This window comes from Variovorax atrisoli (assembly GCF_014195185.1).
Taxonomy (GTDB): Bacteria; Pseudomonadota; Gammaproteobacteria; order Burkholderiales; family Burkholderiaceae_C; genus Variovorax; species Variovorax atrisoli.
Genome location: NZ_JACIBG010000009.1, coordinates 1 through 21,717 on the forward strand (window position 1 = coordinate 1; position 21,717 = coordinate 21,717).

Here is a 21,717-nt window from a genome sequence, read left to right on the forward strand (position 1 = left end):
ACGAACAGGCGCATCACCGGTTGCGCACAACCTCCGCCTCCACTTCGGCACCTCCCGCAGATACCAACTCCTCCAACATATCTCGGGCTAGCTGACCCAATTCGGATCCTCTGAAAAAACGACTTCGGATCAACTCAAGGTACGGCGTCGAAGCCAGCCACGCCTTCCAAGCCATCAGCGAAATCGACTGCACTTCCAGCAGCTTGAACTTCATCAAGACTTTGATGGCGTGCCGCGCATGCTTGACCGGGTCTCTGCTCAATCCATCAAGCCGACGACGTGCAATGTCCAAGGCTCTTGCCACGTCGTCGAATACGGCCCCATGCCCCGGAATCACCCGCCGCGGCGCGAGCCCCTCGATCAGATCCAAGGTCGCACCTATGTCTCCGAACGACGGTTCCCCCGCCAATTCGGGAAACGCGATGCCGAATCCGTTCTCCCAGAGCGCATCCGCTGAGATCAAAGTCCGTGACGCCTCCTCGAACAGAATGACCGAGTGAGGGTCGTGACCCGGCGCCGCATGCACCTGCCACGGCCGGTCACCCAGGACGCATTCCGAACCTGGAAGCAGCAGTGCCGTGAATCGAAATCGTGGACAGATCTGCCCCGTGGCCAGGAAGCTGAGCTTCTGCTGGTCCCAGCTCTCGACCAGCGCCGCCTCGCCCGGCGGAATCTCGATGCGAACGGACGGATAGCGCTCTTGCAGCGCAGCATTTCCTCCGCAGTGGTCGCTGTGCAGATGCGTGTTCAGGATGCGGTCGAGCGGCCGCTCGTGCAGCACTGACTCGACCAGCGCCACGGTCTGCTCGGCGTGCGTCGCATAGCCTGTATCGACAAGCGCCGTCTCTGTGCTGCCCACGAACAACACATTGTTCGAGGACAGCCATCCCCGCTCGAAGACGACGACGCCCGCCGGCAGCCCCGCACTCGCGGATGAATGGCTCATCTTCGCCGCTCAGGCGCCCGCACTCGTGCGGAGTTCGCGGCGCAGGATCTTCCCCACATTCGTCTTCGGCAGCGACTCCCGGAATTCGATGTGCTTCGGCCGCTTGTAGCCCGTGAGCTGCGAATGGCAATACTGCAGCACGGCCTCCTCGGTCAGCGTCGGATCCCTGCGGACCACGAACACCTTGATGGCCTCGCCCTGCTTCTCGTCGGGCACGCCCACCGCCGCGCACTCCACGACGCCGGGGCACAGCGAGATCACGTTCTCCAGTTCGTTCGGGAACACGTTGAAGCCGCTCACAAGGATCATGTCCTTCTTGCGGTCGACGATGCGGCTGTAGCCGTCTTCCTGCATCACCGCGATATCGCCGGTGCGCATGAAACCGTCGGCGGTGAAGGCCGCGGCAGTCTCGGCCGGCTGGTTGTAGTAGCCCTTCATCACGTTCGGACCCTTGATGCAGAGCTCCCCCGCTTCGCCGACGGGCAACGAGTTTCCATCGTCATCCTTGATGGCGATCTCGATGCTGGGCAGCGGCAACCCGATCGTGCCGGTGAACGCGGTGTTCGACACCGGATTGTTGGTGCCGATCGCACATGTCTCGCTCATGCCCCAGCCTTCGATCATCGGACAGCCGGTGGCCTCGAACCACTTGCGCGCCGTGCCTTCCGAGGCGGCCATGCCGCCCGCCTGCGAGACGAAGAGCGTCGAGAAGTCGACCGACTTGAACTCCGGATGCATCAGCAGCGCATTGAACAGGGTGTTGACCGCGGGCAGCATGTGGAAGGGCCGCTTCTTCAGCACCGCGATGAACTTGTCGAAGTCGCGCGGGTTCGGAATCAGCGTCATGTGCGAGCCCTGGCGGATCACCAGCAGGCACAGTGTCAGCGCGAAGATGTGATAGAGCGGCAGCGCCGCGATGCTGTTGACCTTCGCGAGGTCACCCGCCCGCGACAGCGCCGGCGTGAACCAAGCCTCGGCCTGCAGCGTGGCCGCGACGATGTTGCGATGGGTCAGCACCGCGCCCTTCGACAAACCGGTCGTGCCGCCGGTGTACTGCAGGAAGGCGATCGAATCGAGCGTGCTCTGGTCCGGGCCCAGCGTGCGACCGCGACCCTCGGCGATCGCCTGGCTGAAAGGGGTGACGCTGCGGCCGTCGCTCAGCGGCAGCTTGTAGGCCGGCACCAGCTTCGCGAGATGGCGCACGGCCATCGTGATCCAGGCACCGTACAAGCCTCCGAGCAGGTCGCCCATGGATGTCATGACCACATGCTTGACCGGCGTGCGCTCGATCACCTTCTCCAGCGTGGAGGCGAAGTTCTCGAGGATGACGATGGCCGTCGCTCCCGAATCCTTCAGCTGGTGCTCCAGCTCGCGCGCGGTGTACAGCGGATTGACGTTGACGCAGGTGTATCCCGCGCGCAGCACGCCGCACATCGTGACCGCGAACTGCGGAATGTTCGGCAGCATGATCGCAACCCGCGCCCCGGGCTCCAGCCCGCGCGACTGCAGCCAGGCGCCCAGCGCTTTCGACAGCGCGTCGAGCTCGCCGTACGACATCCAGCGCTCCATGCAGACCGAGAAGGGGCGGTCGGCATAACGGGCGAAGGCCTCGTCGAACATCTGGGGCAGTGAACGGTACTGCTCCGGATCGATCTCGTGCGGCACGCCGGCCGGGTAGTTCTGTCGCGCGGATGATGTCGTCTGCATGCAAGCTCCTTTGGCGCGGATTGTGGAAGCCACTCTGCTTCCGCGACCAGCGGGCTTGTCCTAGGACAAGGGCGCGCGCTGTCGCGCGCGCGATAGCTGCGCACGACGACAGCTGCAAACAACCCTTCGGGATTTCAGGCCTTGCCGGACTCGCCCGGCAGCAGCACCCCGGCCTCGATGTCCGGGGCCACCTTCAACGACTCGTAAAGCGGCGTGAAATCGGGTTCGGTGAGGTCGAACAGCTGCTTGAAGCTGTCGATCACGAAGTAGTTGGCCTGGTAGGTGTCGATCTTGTAGCGCGTGCGCATGGTGCGCAGCAGGTCCAGCGGCAGGCGGCGCGGCTCGTCGCTGAGCACCGCGTGCCTGAGCTCGCCCACCGAGCTGAGGATGCCGGCACCGTACGCGCGCAAGCCGTCCGGCTGGCGGATCAGGCCGAATTCCACCGTGTACCAGTAGAGGCGCGCGAGCTTTTCTCCGGCTCCGAGCTCGTGTGCCTTGATGCCGCCCTGGCCGTAGCGCTGCACGTAGTCGGCGAAGGTCGGGTCGAACAGCATCGGCACGTGGCCGAAGAGGTCGTGGAACACGTCGGGCTCGACGATGTAGTCGAACTCCTCGGGCTTGCGGATCCAGTCGGTGACCGGAAACTTGCGGTTCGCGAGCAGCGTGAAGAAAGGCAGCTCCGGAATCAGCCCCGGCACGGCGACGATCTCCCAGCCCGTGGTGCGGTGCAGCCGCTCGTTGAGCTCGTCGAAGCGCGGGATGCGGTCCTTCACGCCCAGCGAAGGCAGCGCCTCGATGAAGGCGTCGCAGGCCAGCCCCGGCAGCTGCGCCACCTGCCGCTCGTAGAGGCGGCGGTAGGTGTCGTGGTCCGCCGGCGTGTAGCTGGCCCAGTCCTGCGGGCAGGTGTAGTCGGCCAGCACCGCGCCGCCGCGCGAGTAGTCGCCGCGGGGCGGGCGGTCGGAGGCGCCGTACACGGCTGGGGTGACGGCGGGGGTGACAACGGCGGCGGCTGCGGAGGAGTCCATGAAGAAGAGACCGGTCGTGAGTTGCTTGCTTACTTGAGCCAGCGGTCCATCGTCCGCTGGAAGTCGCCGCCGGCCTGCTGCAGGTGCAGCCACTGGTCGACGTACGACTTGAAGGCCACGTCGTCGCGCGGCAGCATCCAGGCCATTTCGCCGTATTGAAGCGGCTTGTCGGGGTTGACCGCGCACAGGCCCGGCTTGAGCTTCTGCTGCGTGATGGCCTCGGCCGCCTCGGTGACGAACACGTCGGCACGGTTGGCGAGGATCTCGTCGAAGATCGTCACGTTCTCGCCGTGCAGCGTGAGCTTGGCCTTCTTGAAGTTGGCACGGGCGAAGCGCTCGTTGCTGCCGCCCGGATTGAAGATGACGCGCACCGACGGCTGGTCGATGGCCGCCACGCTCTGGTACTTGGCCACGTCGGCGCAGCGCGCGATCGGCGTCTTGCCGTTGACCATGTAGGGCGCGCTGAAGAAGGCGCGCTTCTGCCGGTCGGTGGTGACCGACACGCCGCCCACGGCGATGTCGCACTTGCCGGCGGCCAGGTCGGGCAGCAGGTTGGCCCAGGTGGTCTTGATCCACTCGGGCTTCGCGCCGAGGCTGGCGCTGAAGCCGGCCATCAGGTCGACGTCGATGCCCTCGAAGGCGCCGTCGGGCTTCTGGAAGCTGAAGGGCTTGTAGTCGCCCGGCGTGCAGATGCGCAGCACCGCGGCCTTCTGCACGTTATCGAGGTGCGAGGCGCCGGCCGCCGGCGCGGCCGCGGGCGCCATCGCGCAACCCGAAAGAAGGGCGGCAGCCGCCGCGATGAAAGTCAGACCGATCGAAGGCGTACAGCTGCGCATGCGTGCTCCAGAAGCAGGTAGATAAGGGAAGGGCCCTTATTTTGCGGCGCTAAGCACGCCGCGGCGCATCTGGTCGAGCTCGATGCTCTCGAACAGCGCCTTGAAGTTGCCGTTGCCGAAGCCGTCGTCACCCTTGCGCTGGATGAACTCGAAGAAGATCGGGCCGAGCTGGTTCTCGCTGAAGATCTGCAGCAGCAGAGCGTCCTTCTTGCCGTCGATCAGGATCTTGCGCTTGTGCAGCTCCTCGACGCTTTCGCCGTGGCCGGGAATGCGCTTGTCGACCAGCTCGTAGTAGGTGTCGATGGTGTCCAGCAGCTTCACGCCATTGGCGCGCAGCGCGTCGACCGTTTGGTACAGGTCGTCCGAGCCCATCGCGATGTGCTGGATGCCTTCGCCGTTGTACATGTCCAGGTACTCCTGGATCTGGCCGGCCTGCTCCTTGCCCTCTTCGTTGATCGGGATGCGGATCTTGCCGCAGGGGCTGGTCATGGCCTTGCTCTTCACGCCGGTGACCTGGCCTTCGATGTCGAAGTACTTCACCTCGCGGAAGTTGAACAGGCGCTCGTAGAACTCGGCCCATTCGTTCATGCGGCCACGGTGCACGTTGTGCGTGAGGTGGTCGATGTAGGTCAGTCCGTTGCCCACGGGGGCCAGTGCCTCTTCGGCGGACAGGCCCGGCAGCGCCTCGAAGTCCACGTCGAAGAAGCCGATGTTGCCGATGTCGCCCGGCTTCGCGCCGTTCTTGCCGCGCCAGCGGTCGACCAGGTAGATCAGGCTGTCGCCGATGCCCTTGATGGCCGGGATGTTCAGCTCGCCCGGGCCGGCCTTGTCGGCGAAGCCCCAGGCGCCCAGCGAGATGGCGCGTTCGTAGGCGAACTTGGCGTCCTGCACGCGGAACGCGATGGCGCACACGCTGGGGCCGTGCAGGCGCGCGAAGCGCTGCGCGAACGAATCGGGCTCGGCGTTGATGATGAAGTTGATCGTGCCCTGGCGATAGAGCAACACGTTCTTGTGGCGGTGCTTGGCCACGGCCTTGAAGCCCATGCGCTCGAACACCTTCCCCATGGCGACCGGATCAGGTGCCGCGTACTCGATGAATTCGAAGCCATCGGTGCCCATGGGGTTCTCCCAGGGCGTGAAGGCGGGTGCGTCTGCAAGGCTCATGTGCGGTCTCCGATGTGGGGATGGAATGGATGAGTGGGGCGCGAAATCGGCCGGTCATGCAATGTAGGGCGGATGCCTCTCAGGTTTACTGCGTTTCCGCGCGCCCCTGGTGGCCGTCACGCAGTAAAACTGCAAGAATCGCGAAATGGAAGCACTGGACAAGATCGATAGACTCATTCTGCGCACGCTTCAAGCAGACGGTCGCGCTACCTACGACCAGATCGCCGAGCAGGTGAGCCTGTCTCCCAGCGCCGTGCTGCGCAGGGTCAAGCGGCTGGAAGAACACCGCGTGATCGACCGCTACGTGGCGCTGGTTCAGCCTGAAGCCGTCGGCCTGGGGCTGACCGCCTATCTCAACGTGCGTCTCGAAAAGCACACCGAGACCCACAAGCGCAACCCCATGGACCTGTTCCGCGCCAGCGTGCAGACATGGCCGGAGGTTGTCGAGTGCGCCGCCCTCACCGGCGACATGGACTACCTGCTGCGCGTGGTGGTGGCCGACATGGCCCACTACAGCCGCTTCATCATGGACACCCTGCTCAAGCACCCCAGCGTGGAAGACTGCAAGACCAGCTTCGTGCTGGACCGTGTCAAAGCCACCACAGCTGTACCCGTTTAGCCACATTTCGGTTGCTCGGGCGCTACACCGGTGGCTACAGCCAGGCACTGGGTCACAAATGTGTCGGGAGATTGACCTTGTAGACTTGTTGTTTAAGGGAAAACCCTTAAAGTTGAGCCATGCTTACCGCCAGGAACCTGCTCAAAGCGTCTCTCGGCATTGGCTCTTTCCTGAGGGCGCCGATGGTCGAGGCGCAACCACGCGCAGTCAGCGCGCCTCAACCGGTGATGGTGCCGATCCGCTCGATCGGCCCGCGCGAACGCGAGCGCATCGCGCGCCACCTGCTGGACCTCACCCCGCACGACCGCTACCTGCGTTTCGGCTACGCAGCGGCCGACGAGCAGGTCCAGCGCTACGTCGACAGCCTCGATTTCGAGCGCGACGAGCTTTTCGGCATCTACAACCGCCGCCTCGACCTGATCGCGATGGCCCACCTGGCCTTCGCCCCCGGCGACCAGCACAGCGACTGCGCGGAGTTCGGCGTGTCGGTCTCGGCCCATGCCCGCGGCCGTGGCTACGGCGCCCGCCTGTTCGAGCGCGCCGTGGTCGTGGCCCGCAACGAGGGCGTGGGCATGCTCTTCATCCATGCGCTGAGCGAGAACGCCGCCATGCTGAAGATCGCCCGCAACGCCGGGGCCACCGTGGTGCGCAGCGGCGCCGAAGCCGAGGCCCATCTCGAGCTGCCCAGCGCCACCTTCGACAGCCGCATGAGCGAGATCGCCCTGGAGCACTACGCGGCCGTCGACTTCGCCCTCAAGAGCCGCGCCAAGCAGTTCTGGACCTTCCTGGCCAGCCTGCAGGAAGTGCGCAGCGGCATGCGCGACGCCCGCAAGAAGTCGGCGCCCTGAGCCCTGCGGCCCATGGCGGCCGCCTGGGCCCGGCCCCTTGAAAGGGGCCGGTAGAGCGTGTCACACGCAATCCGGTATCCTTGTCCCTCCTCAACTCCGCCCTCCCGCAGTGGCCGAACCTCACCCTGAACGCGCTCCCGTCGAACGGGAAGACAAGCGCAGCTTTCTCCAGAAACTCGCCGAATTCATCCATCCCGGCCCTGATTCGCGCGACGAGCTGATCGAAACCCTGGCAGACGCCGAGGACAACGAGGTGATCGGCGCGGAGTCGCGCGTGATGCTCGAAGGCGTGCTGCGCATGGCCGACATGACCGCCGGCGACGTGATGGTCGCCGCGCCGCGCATGGACCTGGTGAACATCGACGCGCCGTTCGACGCGCTTCTGCACCTGGTCATCGACACCGCGCACTCGCGCTTTCCGGTGTACGAGGGCGAGAAGGAGAACATCATCGGCATCCTGCTCGCGAAGGACCTGCTCAAGCTGCAGCGCGCGCCGGATCTGAACATCCGTGCGCTGCTGCGCCCGGCGACCTTCGTTCCGGAGAGCAAGGGCCTGAACGACCTGTTGCGCGAATTCCGCGGCAACCGCAACCATCTGGCCATCGTCATCGACGAATTCGGCCGCGTGGCCGGCCTCATCACCATCGAGGACGTGCTCGAGCAGATCGTCGGCGAGATCGAGGACGAGTTCGATATCGCCGAGGACGAGGGCGACATCTTCGGCCTGGCCGACCACACCTACCGCGTCTCGGGCGACACGCCCATCGAGCGCGTCGCCGAGGCCTTCGGCATCGTGTTCGACGAAGAGCAGCTCAGCGAAGACTTCGACACCATCGGCGGGCTGATCGCCCACGAGATGGGCCACGTGCCCAAGCGCGGCGAGCACCATGCGATCGGCGGTTTCGATTTCGTGGTGCTGCACACCAAGGGCGGCGCGGTGCGCTGGTTCAAGGTGTCCCCGGCACGCGGCGGCGACGCGGCCGACTGATGGCTCGCGCGCCGGCTTCCTCCTTCGCCTCCTTACTCCGTCCGCTCGGCTTCGTCGCCGCCGGGCTCGCGCAGGCGCTCTCGATGGCCTCGCCGGTCGGCGGCAAGCCGCTGTGGTGGCTGCAGCTGCTGTCGCTGGGTGCCCTGGTGTGGCTGCTCGACGGGCTGCGTTCGCAGGGCGCGGGCTGGCGCCGCGCGGGGTTGCACGGCTGGTTGTTCTCCACCGCCTGGCTTACCGGCAGCTTCTGGTGGCTCTTCATCTCGATGCACACCTACGGCGGCCTGCCGGCGCCGCTGGCGGCCATCGCCGTCCTCGCGCTGGCTGCCGCGCTGGGCCTCTACTACGCGGTCGCGGCCGCATGGTTCGTGGTGAAGGGGCCGCAGGGGCGGGTGGCGGGCGCACTGGTCTTCGCGGCGCTCTGGACGCTGGCCGAGCTGGTGCGAGGCAGCTGGTTCACCGGCTTCCCGTGGGGCGCGGGCGGCTACGCGCACGTGGAAGGCCCGCTCGCCGCGCTTGCGCCATGGGTGGGCGTGTACGGCATCGGCGTCGCGGCGGCGCTGGCCGTTGCGCTGGTCGCGCTGCATCGTCCGCTGCGCATGGCGCAGGCCGCGCAAGGCATCGTGCTGATCGCGCTCGTGTTCGCCGTGCCGAACCTCGTGCCGGCGCTTGGCGACGACGTGCGGGGCGACAAGGGCGCTGCGGGCAGTCTGAGCATCGCGCTCCTGCAGGGCAACATCCCGCAGGACGAGAAGTTCATTCCCGGCGGCGGCATCGAGACCGCGCTGAGCTGGTACGGCGAGCAGCTGCGCGATGCGAAGGCTTCGCTCGTCGTCACGCCCGAGACCGCGCTGCCGCTGTTGCCCGTGCAGCTGCCGCCCGGCTATCTCGAAGCGATCCAGGCGCGCTACAGCCAGGGCACGCAGGCAGCCATCGTCGGCCTGCCCATGGGCGGACAGGGCACCTACAGCAACTCGGTGCTCGGCTTCCGTCCCGGCGAAGCGCGGCCGTACGTCTACAGCAAGCACCACCTGGTGCCCTTCGGCGAATTCATTCCGCCGGGCTTTCGCTGGTTCATCCAGATGATGAACATCCCGCTGGGCGACTTCGCGCGCGGCGGGCTCGCCCAGGCGCCCTTCGTCTGGCAGGGCCAGCGCATCGCGCCGAACATCTGCTACGAGGACTTGTTCGGCGACGAGATCGGTGCGAACTTCCGCGACGAGGCCATGGCGCCCACCATCCTGCTCAACGTGAGCAACATCGCCTGGTTCGGCGACACGGTGGCCATCGACGAGCACCTGTCGATCTCGCGCATGCGCGCGCTCGAGTTCGCGCGGCCGATGGTGCGTTCCACCAACACCGGCGCGACCGTGGTGATCGACGCCCAGGGCCGCGTGACGCACGAGCTGCCGCGCCTCACGCGCGGCGTGCTCGAGGCGAACGTGGAAGGCCGTCGCGGCCTCACGCCCTTCGCGCGCTGGGTGGCGCCCTTCGGCCTCTGGCCGCTGTGGCTGCTGGCCATGGCCATCGTTGCCGCGGCCTGGGTGCAGGGCCGCCGCAGGAACTGAAACCGGTCAGGCTGCCGCAGCAGCCACCTTCACAGGCCAGTCGCGCAGCTTTCCCGGGTTCAGCAGCCCCAGCGGGTCGAAGCGCTTCTTCACCTCGATGACTTCCGGCGGCAGCGGCCCGCCGGCCTTGCCGTCTTCCACGATGTTCACGTGCGGGTTGTTGATGTGCACGCCGTGCTCGCGGTGGATGCGCATGATCTCCTGCAGCCGTTCCTCGGTGCTGAAGCGCACCAGCTGCAGCCCGCTGCAGGTCATGAGGCCGGCCACGTTGCGCAGGAACTCGATGTGCATCATCACCTCGCCCTGCTCGCCGCCCAGCAGCTTCTCCATCTCGATGACCTGCTCGACGTGCCTGCCCGGGACGAAGCCGCTTTGCAGGTAGGTCAGGTTCGGATCGATCTTCAGGGCGTGCAGCGTCGTGTGGTTCCAGGTGAATTCCATCAGCGTGCGGTTGCTCTTCTGCACCTCGGCGGCGGTCTTGCGGTAGCTGACCGTTCCGCCGTGCGCTTCCACCAGCTGCAGCATCGCGGGCTCGCACGATTCGGCCACCAGCGACAGCACCGTGTGGCAGCCCTTGGGCAGGTGCGTGGCGAGCTGCGCGAGATGGTCGGAGATCGGCGCCGCGAAGAAGGTGACGCCGCGCTTCACGATGCCCGGCGCGTGCGCGAGCTTGTCGGCGAAGTGCAGTGCGCTTTCGAAGTCGCCGAAGGTCACCAGCGTCTCGAGCCAGGGATGCGCGGGCGCCAGGGCGATCTCCAGCTCCAGCACGAGGCCGTTGGTGCCCCACAGGTGGTGCATGCGCATCGCGTCGGCGCCGCGCAGCTCGACGACCTGCGGCTCGGCCTCGATGGTCATCGCGCGGATGCCGATCACGTTGCCAGGCGCGCCCAGCGGCCCGTAGTTGATGGAGCCCACGCCGCCGAAGCCGCCGCCGAAGAGGCCGCCCAGCGTCGCGCTGCGGTAGGTGGACGGAACACAGCGCAGCTCCTGCCCCGTGGGCTTGGTCTGCTTCTCGAGTTCGCCCAGGCGGATGCCGGCCTGCGCGCGCGCCACGCCGGGGCGCACCCACAGGCAGCCGTTGTAGCCCGTCATGTCGAGCACCACGCCGCCGGCCAGCGGCGTGGTCTGGCCGTAGTTGCCGGTGCCGCTGCCGCGGATGGTGATGGGCACGCAGCGGCGCGCGCAGGCGCCGACCACGGCGCGGATCTCTTCCTCGGTGCGCGGCCGCACGACCGCGTCGGCGCGCTTGTCCTTGAGCTGGCGCACCAGCACGGGGCTGAACCAGGAGAAGTCGGAGGACAGCCGCGTGACGCGGCTCTCGTCGGTGATCCAGTCGAGGTCGGGCAGTTCGAGCAGCAGCTGCTCGATGGCGGAAACAGGGGCGTTCATGGTCAAGGTTCAATCCTGGGAAAGTTCGCTCGCATGCCACGAGCCCAGCGCCAGCTTGGTGAGCCAGGCCATCAGCACGAAGAGCGCGACACCGGTGAGGGAAATGAGCAGCAGCGCCGCGAACATGCGCGGAATGTTCAGCTGGAAGCCCGCCTGCAGGATCTGGTAGGCCAGGCCCGCGCCCGAGCCGCCGGTGCCCGCGACGAACTCCGCCACCACCGCGCCGATCAGCGCGAGGCCGCTGGAGATGCGCAGGCCGCCGAAGAAGTACGGCAGCGCGCTCGGGATGCGCAGCCGCACCAGCTGCTGCCAGCGCGTCGCGCGGTTGAGCTTGAAGTAGCTCTGCAGGTCGGGGTCGATGCTGCGCAGGCCCAGCGTGGTGTTGCTGATGATCGGGAACAGCGCCACCAGCGCGGCGCACACCGTCATCGCCGCCACCGGGTTCTTCACCCAGATGATGATGAGCGGCGCCACCGCGACGATGGGCGTGACCTGCAACAGCACCGCGTAGGGGAAGAGCGCGGTCTCGATGCGCTTGCTCTGCACGAACAGGAACGAGATCAGCACGCCCGCCACCGTGGCCAGCAGGAACGACAGCACCGTGATCTTCAGCGTGACCAGCAGCGCGTTGCCCAGCGGCGCCCAGTCGGTCACCAGCGTCTGCATCATCAGGTAGGGCGAAGGCACCAGGTAGGGCGGCAGCTCCATCGCCACCACCAGCCACTGCCACAGGGCGATCAGCACCACGCCGATCAGCACCGGGTAGAGCACGCGCTGCACGCGCGGCTGGCCCAGCAGGGGAACGGTCTTCGCAGTCATCGCGCGGCCTCCTCGTCAGTGCTGCTGGCGCGCAGCAGGCTGTCCTGCAGCTGCTTGGCGTAGCGCGCGAATTCGGGCGTGACCATGAAGTCGGCGCTGCGCGGATAGGGCTCGTCGATGCGGAACTCCTCCACCACGCGGCCGGGCCGCGCGGCCATCATCACCACGCGGCTCGACAGGAACACCGCCTCGTGGATCGAATGCGTCACGAAGATCACCGTGAGCTTCTTCTTGCGCCACAGCTCCAGCAGGTCGGCGTCGAGCTTGTGGCGCGTGATCTCGTCGAGCGCGCCGAAGGGCTCGTCCATCAGCAGCAGGTCGGGCTGCGTGACGAGGCCGCGCGCGATCGACACGCGCATCTGCATGCCGCCCGAAAGCGCACGCGGCAGCGCGTCGGCGAACTTCTGCAGGCCCACGAGCTCGAGCGATTCCATCACCCGTGCATCGGCCTCCTTGCGCGGCACGCCCGCCAGGTCCAGCGGCAGCCGCACGTTGGTGCGCACGCTGGCCCACGGCATCAGCGTGGGCGACTGGAACACGAACGACATCTTGTGCGAGCTCTCGTGCAGCTGCGCCACCGGCCGGCGCCACACAAGCAGGCGGCCGTCGCTGGGCTCGAGCATGCCCGCCACCATCTTCAGCAGCGTGCTCTTGCCGCAGCCCGAGGGGCCGAGCAGGGTGACGAACTCGCCTTCGGCGATGGACAGGTCCACGGGCAGCAGCGCCTGCGTGCCGTTGGGATACGTCTTCTCGGCCGAGAGCACTTCCACCGCCGGGACGGCAGGTGCGAAATCGGGCGGGGGCGCCAGCGTGTGGGGGTCGATGCGATTCATTCGTGAGGCCTTTCGAGAACGGCCGCGCTGCGCGGCCGCCTGGTTTCAGGGCAGTGCCCGAGCGTCAGGGAATGACCTTGGCGTCCTTGACGAACTCGGTCGTGTAGGTCTTGGCCAGCTCGACCTTGGCGGGGTCGAGCAGCTTCGCGCTCACCAGGAAGTCGTAGCTCGCCTTGGCGCGTGCATCCGTCATCACGCCGATGCCGAGCTTGGCCGCGTCGCCGCCGGTGACCATGCCCATCTCCTTGAGCTTGGCGACGCTGTAGGCCAGCTGGTCGTCGGTCATGTTGGGGTTGTCCTTCTTGATGAGGGCGTTGGCGGGCGCAGGGTCGGCGAGGTAGCTCTTCCAGCCCTCGGCCGAGGCCTTCACGAAGGCGGCGACCTGCTTGCTGCGGTCCTTCACCGTCTTCTCCATGCACGACACGGTGGTCGCGTAGGCCGGGAAGCCGTGGTCGCTGAACATCAGCACGGTGCTCTTCACGCCGGCCTTCTGGATGGCGTAGGGCTCCGAGGTCAGGTAGCCCTGCTGCGCAGCGTTCTTGTCGGCCACGAAGGGCTGGATGTTGAAGGTGTAGGGACGGGTCTGCTCGTCGGTGAAGCCGAACTTGGCCTTCAGCCACGGCCAGTAGCCGCGCTGGGCCTGCGCGCCGATCAGCAGCGTCTTGCCCTTGAGGTCCTCGAACTTCTTCACGTCGTCGTGCGCGATCAGCACCTGCGGGTCCTTCTGGAAGAAGGCCGCCACGTTGACCACCGGCACGCCGCCTTCGCGCACCTGCATCATCTGGATGTCGCTCGAGCCCATGATGCAGTCGGCCTGGCCGGCGGCCATCATCTGCGTGATGTTGACCTGCGGGCCGCCCATCTTGATGGTGACGTCGAGGCCGTACTTCTTGTAGATGCCCTGCGCCACGGCCTGGTAGAAACCGCCGTGCTCGGCCTGCGCATACCAGTTGGTCATGTAGGTGAACTTGTCCTCGGCCTGGGCGGGCGCGGCGGCGAGGAAGGCGATGGCGGCGGCGCCGGCGATGGACAGTGCGAAGGAGCGCATGGGAGTGGACCTCTCGTAGGCTGGGGAGTTGAAGAAGAAAGAAGAAAAAGGTGAAGCGGCCGTTGCAAGAAGCGGGCTCAAACCCCTGTCAGGCCGGCTGGAAGCTCTGCTGGATGAAGCCCTGCTGGTGCCCGCGCTCCCAGGTGGCCTCTTCGCGCACCACCCAGCGCAGCGCGTGCAGCTCGGTCAGCGCCTGCACCCAGCTGTCGGAGAGGGTGTCGAGAATGGCTTCGCCCTGCTCGCGCGTGGCGGTGGTCGGGTCGCCGATCACGCCGCTCGGGCCGAAGTCGCGCGAGGTCCATGCGCAGGCCGGGCGGCCGTCGGCCGACAGCAGCTTGATCGGGAAGGGCGGCGGAAAGTTGGCGACCGCGTGCTCCATGTGCACCGTCTCGGGCGCGAGCGCGAGCATCAGCGCGGTCTCGGAATGGCCCGCGTGCATCGCGAGCTTCTTCTCCTGCTCGCTGACCTGCTTGCTGGCCGCGCTCGGCAGGCGCGACACGCCGTGCGGCACCACCACGAAGTCGCCGTGGCGCAGGCGCAGCTCGCGCGCCGCCATCTCCAGCACCTGCGGCTGGCCGCCGTGGCCGTTGGCGAACAGGAGCTTGCGAAAGCCCGAGCGGTAGACCGACTCGCCGATCTCGATCACGGTCGACAGCAGCGTGGTGCCGGTCAGCGTCATCGTGCCGGGGAAGTGCAGGTGCTCTTCCGATTTGCCATACGTGATGGTCGGCAGCGCGAAGGCGCGCACCTCGGCGGGGAGCTTCTCGAGCGCCTTGCCCATCACGCCCGAGCAGATCACGCTGTCCACCGAGCAGGGCAGGTGCGGGCCGTGCTGCTCGATCGCGCCGCAGGGCAGCACGATGACGGTGTTCTCGCGATCGGGCAGCGCCGCGATCTCGGTCCAGCTCAGGTAGGGCAGGAAGCGGTGGGGCGGGATGTAGCCGTGGAGCATGGGAGGGTCTTTCTGGAGGAGTCGTTATCGGGGGAGGAACGGCGCAGGGTCGCCCTGCGTGATGCGGCCTTCCCGCAGCACCACGCGGCCTGCGGTGCGCGAGGGCCAGCCGTGGCGGTCGGCCTGTGTGAACAGCACGAGGTCGGCGCCCTGGCCCACCAGCGTGGGTTGGGCGGCCGGGGCTTCGCGCCGCAGCCGGTCGCTGCGGCACAGCGCCTGCGACCAGTCGTCGAAAGGCTCGTCGAGCTGCGCCACCAGCGCGGCCGTGCCCAGCGCCTCGACCGGGTCGAAGCTGCCGACGCGGCAGAAAGGGTCCTGCACGTTGTCGCTCGCGAACAGCAGCGGAATGCCGCGCTCGCGTGCTTCCTTCACCAGCGTGATGCCGCGCAGGCGCGGCGTGCGGCCGGTGACGGCGTCCTGCAGCAGCAGGTTGGTGGCGGGCAGCGACACCACGGTGATCGGCGCACGCGCCACCGCGTCGAGCGTGGCGAGGGCCTGCGCCTCGGGCTGGGCCGCGAGCGCGCAGATGTGGCCGCAGACCACGCGGCCTTCGTAGCCGATCTCGGCCAGGATGCGCGCGGTGGTCTGCAGGCCGACGGCAGAGGCGTTGAGCTCCTCGTCGACATGCAGGTCGATGTCGAGATCGCAGGCCTGCGCCGACACCAGCAGGTTGCGCAGCGCGTTCTCGCTCCAGTTGGTGGAGTGCACGAAGCCGCCGAGCAGCGCGTGCGGCCCCGTGGCCTGCACCTGCTTGGCGAGGCGCATGGCCTGCGCGGCGTCTTCGAAGAGCGGCAGCTTGATGAGGCTCACCTGCTCCAGCCGAACCCGGCCGGCCCACTCCTGCGCCAGCTCGGCCATCACCGGCCAGGCCATGGGCACCGATTCGGGCTCCCACCAGTCGACGTGCGTGCGCAGGTGCGCGGTGCCGCATTCCCAGGCCCACTGCAGGCCGCGCGAGGCGCGCTCGCGCACGTCGGCGGGTGTCCAGTGCACGCGGTCGGCGAGCATCGCGTCGATGGCGCCGAGCAGGCCGGGCTGCACCTGTTTCATGCGCGGCAGGGTGAAGGCCTTGTCCAGGTGCGTATGGGCGTCCACGAAGCAGGGCAGGGCCAGGGCACCGGCGAGGTCCCAGGCCTCGGGCGGCAGCGGCGCGGCGGCGACGGCCGGTTCGACCGATCGCACGCGGCCCGCCTCGATCGCGACGCGCGCGAGCTCCGGCACGCCGTCGCGCTGCGGCCAGCCGGCAGGCAGCAGCCAGCGCGGCAGCCGCACGTTGGAAAGGATCGACGGCGCGCTCATGCGAAACGCGCCATCGCCTGGCCCACGCGTGCCATGAAGCGCTTGAGCTGGGGCTCGGTCGCGACGTTCATGTGATAGTGGGCGTGGTAGTCCACCTTGGCGCGCTGGCCGGTCAGCCGCTTCATGTAGCGCGTGACGATCTTGCGCGGCGGGTCGCCCATGTACATGGCCATCCAGCGCGGCCGCCCGTAGGTGACGACGGCGCTGATGCGCTTGATGTGCGTGAGCATCGGCTTGACGTTGGCCGGGTCGCTGATGTCGAAGGCCACGCCCGGCATGAAGAGCCGGTCGAAGTAGCCCTTGAGCATCGCCGGCAGGCCGAAGCACCAGGTCGGAAAGCAGAACACGATCCCCTCGGCCCACTGCAGCCGCTCCACGTAGGGCTTCAGCGGCAGCTGATTGGAAGGCACGTCGTGGTAGCCCAGGCGCTCCTCGCGCGAGAGCACGGGGTTGAAGCCTTCGGCGTAGAGGTCGCAGTCGTCCACCTCGTGCCCGGCCGCGCGCAGGTTCTTCAGAACCTCCTGATGCAGGGCGGCGTGGAAGCTGGTTTCGACCGGATGGCAGTAGACGACGAGCACGCGCATGGTGTGTTTGACCGCTTAATCAGAGCAAGTGGTCAGGTTATGCAAGCGACGTGCCAGTGCCGCCGCACCGGCTTGGGGCGGCGTGGTGAGGGCGCGACGGAAGTGTCGAGAAGGTGCGGGGAGGGTGGCCGAATTCCGTAACAAAAGTCACGCAAGGCCGGAAAACGAGTGGGCAGACGGCCGGATTTCGGTCGCCTCGTAACAACAATTCACTCTTTCTTCCAATTGTTAACTAAAATTCACAGTCCAAATCTGTGAACTTTGGGCCTCATTTCTCTCTTCATCAACCGTTCGATACCCGAGAGTCCGTCCTCATGAAAAAACCTTCCCTCATCGTTGCTGCCGTTCTGGCCGCCCTGGCCACCAGCGCGGCGATCGCCGACACGGCCAGCTCCACCTTCAAGGTCCTCATCAACGTGACCAAGGCCTGCTCGGTCACTGCAGGTACGGCTTCGAACATCGACTTCGGCTCGGTGCTGTCCTCCGCTACTGCTCTGTCCGCGAGCAGCAATATCAATGTGACCTGCTCCAAGTCGACGCCTTACAACATCGGCCTGCTGCCTTCGAACAGCAATACCAGCGGCGCCGGCGTGATGAGCCCCACCACGACGGGTCCCGACACCATCCCCTACCAGTTGCGCTCGGTCAGCGCCACCGGTCCGGTCTGGGGTAACGCAACCTCGCCCGCCAATACCGTGGCCAATACCGGCACCGGCGCTGCCCAGTCGATCCCCGTGTGGGCCACGGTCGCCAGCGTCAACGTGACGCCTGGCGCCTACCTCGACACCGTGACCGTCCAGGTCAACTACTGATCGATCGCCTGACCGTGCATCGCCTGCTGCGCCACACCCTTGCCCTCGCGTTCGCCCTGCTGGCGCACGCGGCCGCTTTGGCCAGCGGGCTGCAGGTCTCGCCGGTCACGCTGACGCTGCAGGCCACGCAGAACGCCGACGGCCTGTGGCTCAGCAACACCGGCGACGACGTGGTGCACGCGCAGGTGCGGGTCTATCAATGGTCGCAGGAAGACGGCAACGAAAAGCTCACGCCGTCGCGCGAGCTCCTCGTGAGTCCGCCGATGGTGCAGCTGGCGCCTTCCTCGCGGCAGCTGATCCGCGTCATCCGCACGGGCGTTCCGCCCGGCGCGATCGAGAATTCCTACCGGGTCATCATCGACGAGCTGCCCGTCGAGGTGAAGGAGAAGAAGGGCCTGCAGCTGGTGCTGCGCTACTCGATTCCCATCTTCATCGCGGCTGCCGGGGCGCAACCGCCCGCGCCCCAGCTCAACTGGTCGCTGCGCCGCGAAGGCAGTCAGGCGATGCTCGAAGTCGCCAACGGCGGCGGCATGCACGCCCAGCTTGCCGATCTGGATTTTGTCGATGCCGCCGGCAAGCGCACTCCGGTGCACGGCGGCCTGATGGGCTACGTGCTGCCGGGCGCGAGCATGCGTTGGCCCCTGAAGACACCCGCGGAAGCCTTTGCCTCCGGCGGCGTCCTGGAAACGAAGATCAATGGCAACGCGACGCAGGAAAAGATCCCGCCACTTCCACGCGTCCGCTGAGCGTCTGCTTCCACTGCTGCTTCTGTCGGGTCTGGCGTCATTCGGCGCTCAGGCCGAGAAGGCTGCAGCCGAACAGGGGCCCTGGCTGGTCGCATCCGCGGCCGAAGGCGACATCTCAGGCCCTGGCGGCAGCGACCTCTACCTGGAACTGAGCCTCAACGGCAACCCGCAGGGGCTGGTGCATTTCGGCCTGCGCGGCCGCGAACTCTGGGCCAGCGCCTCCACGCTGCGGCAGCTGGGTTTCATCCTGCCGCCGGGCGTGTCCGACCCGGTGAGGCTCGACGGCCTTCCCGGCGTGAAGATCGCCTTCGACGCCGCGCGCCAGAGCCTGGCCATCAACGCTTCCGCCGAGGCGCTGCGCCTGCCCACGACAGTGGTCGACACCTCGACCATCGCCACGCCCAAGGCCAGCGCCTCGCCCGGCCTGCTGCTGAACTACGACCTCTACGGCACGCAGGGCCGGGGCAACAGCACCAGCCTCAACGCGATCGCCGAAGTGCGCGCCTTCAGCGGCAGCAGCGTGTTCACCAGCACGATGATGTCGCGCGCCTACCGCTCCGACAACGAGGACTGGAAGCACGACTCGGTGCGCCTGGACACCACCTGGAGCCAGTCCTTCCCCGACGACATGCTCACGCTGCGCGTGGGCGACACCACCACCGCGTCGCTGCCGTGGTCGCGCTCCACGCGCATCGGCGGCATCCAGCTCTCGCGCAACTTCTCGCTGCAGCCCTATCGCACGACGACGCCGCTGCCGGCGTTCCTGGGGGCGGCCGCGCTGCCGTCGCAGGTGGAGCTCTACATCAACGGCCTGCGCCAGTACACCGGCCAGGTCCCGGCAGGACCTTTCCAGCTGAACACCGTGCCGAGCATCAACGGCGCAGGCAATGCGCAGGTGGTGCTCACCGACGCCTTCGGCCGCGCCACCACGCTCGACTTCTCGCTGTACGACACCCAGCGCCTGCTGCAGGAGGGCCTGTCCGACTGGTCCGTCGACCTCGGCATGGTGCGCAGGAGCTACGGCCTGCGCTCGAACGACTACGGCAGCGACCCCGCCGCCACCGGCACCTGGCGCTACGGCGTGAGCAACAGCTTCACGCTGGAGGCCCATGGCGAGACCACCAAGGGGCTGGTCAAGGGCGGCGTCGGCGGTGCGTGGCTCCTCGGGCAGAGCGGCGTGTTCACCGGCGCCGTGGCGCACAGCAGCTATCGCGGCGAGCAGGGCTCGCTGCTCAACCTGGGCTACAGCTGGCGCGACAACCAGTTCAACTTCGCGGTCGAGGGCACGCGCACGCGCGGCGAGTACCGCGACGTCGCGTCCCTGTATGGCAGCGCGCCGCCGCGCGGCTCGGGCCGCGCGTCGATCGGCTACAGCACCAAGGACTTCGGCAGCTTCGGCCTGAGCTATCTCTACCTGCGTTATCCGGCGCAGGAGGCGACGCGCCTGGCCAGCGTCTACTGGTTCCGCGCCATCGGGAAGAGCGCCTCGATGAACGTGAGCCTCAACCAGAACCTGGACAACCGCCGCGAGCGCAGCCTCTTCGTCGGATTCACCTGGGCGCTGGACGGCAACATCACGGCCAGCGTCGGCGTCCAGCGCGACCGCGACCAGACCGTCTACATCGCCGACGCGCAGAGCTCGGCACCGGGCGACGGCGGCATCGGCTGGCGCGCGGGCCTGCGCCAGGGCGGCGGCCAGAACGGCGGCCAGGCCGAGATCAACTACCTCGGCCGCTACGGCCGCGCCATGGCCGGCATCAGCGTGCTCGGCGAAAGCCGCTTCGCCTACGCCGGCGCCACCGGCTCGATCGCGTTCATGGGCGGCCAGCCCTTCGCGTCCCGGCGCATCGACGACGGCTTCGCGGTGGTCTCCACCGACGGCATCGCCGGCGTGCCCGTGAAGCTGGAGAACCGCGACATCGGCACCACCGACGACAGGGGCATGCTGCTGGTGGCGCCGCTGCGCTCCTACCAGAACAACCAGCTGTCCATCGACCCGATGCAGCTGCCGCCCGACGTGAGGATCGAGCGCGTGCGGACCCTGGCGACGCCGAGCGACCGCGCCGGCACGCTGGTGCGCTTCGGCATCACGCCGATCAGCGCCGCCGCGCTGCTGCTGGTGGACGAGGCGGGCAAGCCGCTACCGCTGGGCAGCCGCGTGCGCGCCAACGGCCAGGGCGGCGAGCCGGCGCTGGTCGGTTTCGACGGCGCCGTGTACCTGGAATCGCTGCAGCCCCACAACACGCTCGACGTGCAGACGCCAGGCGGCGCCTGCCGCAGCAGCTTCGACTATCGCAAGGAAGGCGCGGCGATCCCGCAGATCGGGCCGCTGCGCTGCGCCAGGGAGGCCAAGACACCATGACCACCATGACGAGTCATCCGGACCGCATCCTTCGGGCCCTGCGCCTGCCCTTGCTCTGCGCGCTCCTGTGGCTGCTCTCGGCCGGCAGCGCCCATGCATCGATCAACTGCACCGCGTCGATGACGGGTGTGGCCTTCGGCACGGTCGACCTGGTGGCCGGCACCGCCACGCCCGCCAACGCCACGCTGACCTACACCTGCACCAAGACCGGCAACAACAACACCACGGAGTACGCCAGGGTCTGCTTCAACATCGGCGACGGCAACGAGGGCCTGACGAACTTCAACCCGCGCGTGATGAAGAACGGCGCCGGAGACAGCCTGAAGTTCCAGCTCTACCAGGGGACGAGCAACACGATCTGGGGCTCGAACGGCAACGCGGCGGTGCCCAACCCGTACACCATCAACATCAGCATCCCCGCCCGGTCCACCACCGTCTCGGGGTCCGCCACCATGCGCGGGGAACTGCTCGCGGGCCAGTCCACGGCGCCTCCGGGCTCTTACCAGGACAACTTCTCCGGCATCCATACCTCGATCACGCTGACCTCGAGCACCAACGCGCCGCCGACCAACTGCGGCGGCTCGACGCTGTCGGACCAGTTCGCCTTCATCGTGAGCGCGACCATCTCGAAGAGCTGCATCGTCACGGCCGATCCGCTGAACTTCGGCACCGTCTCGGGGCTGCCGGGCGGGGGCAACGTCGACCAGGTCGGCACCATCTATGTCACCTGCACGACGCCCACCGGCTACACGGTGGCGCTCACGCCGTCCAACAACGTGTCCAACGGGGCCGGGGCGATGACGCCGACGGGGGGCGTGCCCGGCAACACCGACACCGTGCCCTACCAGCTCTACCGCAACTCCAACCGCACGCTCGTCTGGGGCAGCGTCACGGGCACCAACACCTTCGCGGGCACGGGCAGCGGCCTGGTCCAGGCGCTGCCGCTCTACGGCCGCGTCCTCGGCGCCAGCACCAACGTGCGGCCGGACAGCTACATGGACGTGGTCACGGTCGCCGTGACCTACTGAGCCCGGGCCGCGCCCTGCGGCCGAACGCGACGCGACGACGAGATGGGACGGGACGCCCTCTGACAAAGAAATGCGGACGGTGCGTGAAGAATGACCCGGACAGGCTTCATTTTTCCGCAACTTTGCCGATAAGCCTGGCTGGGCATC

The 21,717-nt window shown here is 67.5% G+C and carries 20 protein-coding genes; 8 read left to right on the forward strand and 12 right to left on the reverse strand.

Annotation, left to right across the window (positions count from 1 at the left end):
* Positions 1 to 13: 13 nt before the first annotated feature.
* The 5 genes from FHY06_RS27190 to hppD all read right to left on the reverse strand — a co-directional run bounded on the left by FHY06_RS27190 (position 14) and on the right by hppD (position 5,678).
* Entirely contained in the window at positions 14 to 946 is a 933-nt protein-coding gene (locus FHY06_RS27190) for an MBL fold metallo-hydrolase (RefSeq protein WP_184606964.1), read from the reverse strand.
* A 9-nt stretch (positions 947 to 955) separates the two neighbouring features.
* The gene (locus FHY06_RS27195; protein ID WP_184606965.1) at positions 956 to 2,653 is read right to left on the reverse strand and encodes an AMP-binding protein; all 1,698 of its coding nucleotides are present in this window, start codon (positions 2,651 to 2,653) and stop codon (positions 956 to 958) included.
* Between the two features lie 134 nt (positions 2,654 to 2,787).
* Positions 2,788 to 3,678 carry a phenylalanine 4-monooxygenase gene (phhA, locus tag FHY06_RS27200; protein WP_184606966.1) on the reverse strand — a complete coding sequence of 297 codons (891 nt, stop codon included), beginning with the start codon at positions 3,676 to 3,678 and terminating at the stop codon, positions 2,788 to 2,790.
* A gap of 29 nt (positions 3,679 to 3,707) precedes the next feature.
* Positions 3,708 to 4,514, reverse strand: coding sequence for a transporter substrate-binding domain-containing protein (locus tag FHY06_RS27205; protein ID WP_184606967.1), 807 nt, complete (start codon positions 4,512 to 4,514; stop codon positions 3,708 to 3,710).
* A gap of 36 nt (positions 4,515 to 4,550) precedes the next feature.
* Complete coding sequence (hppD, locus tag FHY06_RS27210) at positions 4,551 to 5,678, reverse strand: 4-hydroxyphenylpyruvate dioxygenase (protein WP_019658473.1); 1,128 nt, start codon at positions 5,676 to 5,678, stop codon at positions 4,551 to 4,553.
* A 145-nt stretch (positions 5,679 to 5,823) separates the two neighbouring features.
* Between hppD and FHY06_RS27215 the strand changes: the two genes are divergently transcribed.
* From FHY06_RS27215 to lnt, 4 genes are all read left to right on the forward strand, one after another.
* Positions 5,824 to 6,297: an Lrp/AsnC family transcriptional regulator gene (locus FHY06_RS27215; RefSeq protein ID WP_019658474.1), complete on the forward strand. Its 474-nt coding sequence runs from the start codon at positions 5,824 to 5,826 to the stop codon at positions 6,295 to 6,297.
* A 119-nt stretch (positions 6,298 to 6,416) separates the two neighbouring features.
* Positions 6,417 to 7,145 (forward strand): GNAT family N-acetyltransferase, encoded by a 729-nt coding sequence (locus FHY06_RS27220; RefSeq protein WP_019658475.1) that lies wholly within the window; start codon positions 6,417 to 6,419, stop codon positions 7,143 to 7,145.
* 109 nt (positions 7,146 to 7,254) lie between these two features.
* Positions 7,255 to 8,133: a CorC family transporter gene (locus FHY06_RS27225; RefSeq protein WP_019658476.1), complete on the forward strand. Its 879-nt coding sequence runs from the start codon at positions 7,255 to 7,257 to the stop codon at positions 8,131 to 8,133.
* Entirely contained in the window at positions 8,133 to 9,698 is a 1,566-nt protein-coding gene (gene lnt, locus FHY06_RS27230) for an apolipoprotein N-acyltransferase (RefSeq protein WP_184606968.1), read from the forward strand. The genes FHY06_RS27225 and lnt overlap by 1 nt, the downstream gene beginning before the upstream one ends.
* A gap of 6 nt (positions 9,699 to 9,704) precedes the next feature.
* On the opposite strand, the gene FHY06_RS27235 is transcribed toward lnt, so the two are convergent.
* The 7 genes from FHY06_RS27235 to FHY06_RS27265 form a co-directional block, all read right to left on the reverse strand.
* Complete coding sequence (locus tag FHY06_RS27235) at positions 9,705 to 11,087, reverse strand: FAD-binding oxidoreductase (protein WP_184606969.1); 1,383 nt, start codon at positions 11,085 to 11,087, stop codon at positions 9,705 to 9,707.
* A 9-nt stretch (positions 11,088 to 11,096) separates the two neighbouring features.
* Positions 11,097 to 11,906, reverse strand: coding sequence for an ABC transporter permease (locus FHY06_RS27240; RefSeq protein ID WP_019658479.1), 810 nt, complete (start codon positions 11,904 to 11,906; stop codon positions 11,097 to 11,099).
* The gene (locus FHY06_RS27245; RefSeq protein WP_019658480.1) at positions 11,903 to 12,739 is read right to left on the reverse strand and encodes an ABC transporter ATP-binding protein; all 837 of its coding nucleotides are present in this window, start codon (positions 12,737 to 12,739) and stop codon (positions 11,903 to 11,905) included. The genes FHY06_RS27240 and FHY06_RS27245 overlap by 4 nt, the downstream gene beginning before the upstream one ends.
* Before the next feature lie 64 nt (positions 12,740 to 12,803).
* The gene (locus FHY06_RS27250) at positions 12,804 to 13,787 is read right to left on the reverse strand and encodes an ABC transporter substrate-binding protein (RefSeq protein WP_019658481.1); all 984 of its coding nucleotides are present in this window, start codon (positions 13,785 to 13,787) and stop codon (positions 12,804 to 12,806) included.
* An 88-nt stretch (positions 13,788 to 13,875) separates the two neighbouring features.
* Entirely contained in the window at positions 13,876 to 14,739 is an 864-nt protein-coding gene (locus tag FHY06_RS27255; RefSeq protein ID WP_019658482.1) for a creatininase family protein, read from the reverse strand.
* A gap of 24 nt (positions 14,740 to 14,763) precedes the next feature.
* The gene (locus FHY06_RS27260) at positions 14,764 to 16,038 is read right to left on the reverse strand and encodes an amidohydrolase family protein (RefSeq protein WP_184606970.1); all 1,275 of its coding nucleotides are present in this window, start codon (positions 16,036 to 16,038) and stop codon (positions 14,764 to 14,766) included.
* Complete coding sequence (locus tag FHY06_RS27265; protein ID WP_019658484.1) at positions 16,035 to 16,622, reverse strand: NAD(P)H-dependent oxidoreductase; 588 nt, start codon at positions 16,620 to 16,622, stop codon at positions 16,035 to 16,037. Before FHY06_RS27265 ends, FHY06_RS27260 begins: the two co-directional genes overlap by 4 nt.
* A 314-nt stretch (positions 16,623 to 16,936) precedes the next feature.
* On the opposite strand from FHY06_RS27265, the gene FHY06_RS27270 reads away from it, so the two are divergent.
* The 4 genes from FHY06_RS27270 to FHY06_RS27285 are packed head-to-tail and all read left to right on the forward strand — an operon-like array spanning position 16,937 to position 21,570.
* Positions 16,937 to 17,434 carry a Csu type fimbrial protein gene (locus tag FHY06_RS27270; RefSeq protein WP_145761361.1) on the forward strand — a complete coding sequence of 166 codons (498 nt, stop codon included), beginning with the start codon at positions 16,937 to 16,939 and terminating at the stop codon, positions 17,432 to 17,434.
* 14 nt (positions 17,435 to 17,448) lie between these two features.
* Complete coding sequence (locus FHY06_RS27275) at positions 17,449 to 18,180, forward strand: fimbrial biogenesis chaperone (RefSeq protein WP_184606971.1); 732 nt, start codon at positions 17,449 to 17,451, stop codon at positions 18,178 to 18,180.
* Entirely contained in the window at positions 18,131 to 20,542 is a 2,412-nt protein-coding gene (locus FHY06_RS27280; RefSeq protein WP_184606972.1) for a fimbria/pilus outer membrane usher protein, read from the forward strand. Before FHY06_RS27275 ends, FHY06_RS27280 begins: the two co-directional genes overlap by 50 nt.
* A complete protein-coding gene (locus FHY06_RS27285) occupies positions 20,539 to 21,570 on the forward strand; it encodes a Csu type fimbrial protein (RefSeq protein WP_184606973.1) in 1,032 nt (343 codons plus the stop codon). Before FHY06_RS27280 ends, FHY06_RS27285 begins: the two co-directional genes overlap by 4 nt.
* The last annotated feature ends 147 nt before the right edge of the window (positions 21,571 to 21,717 follow it).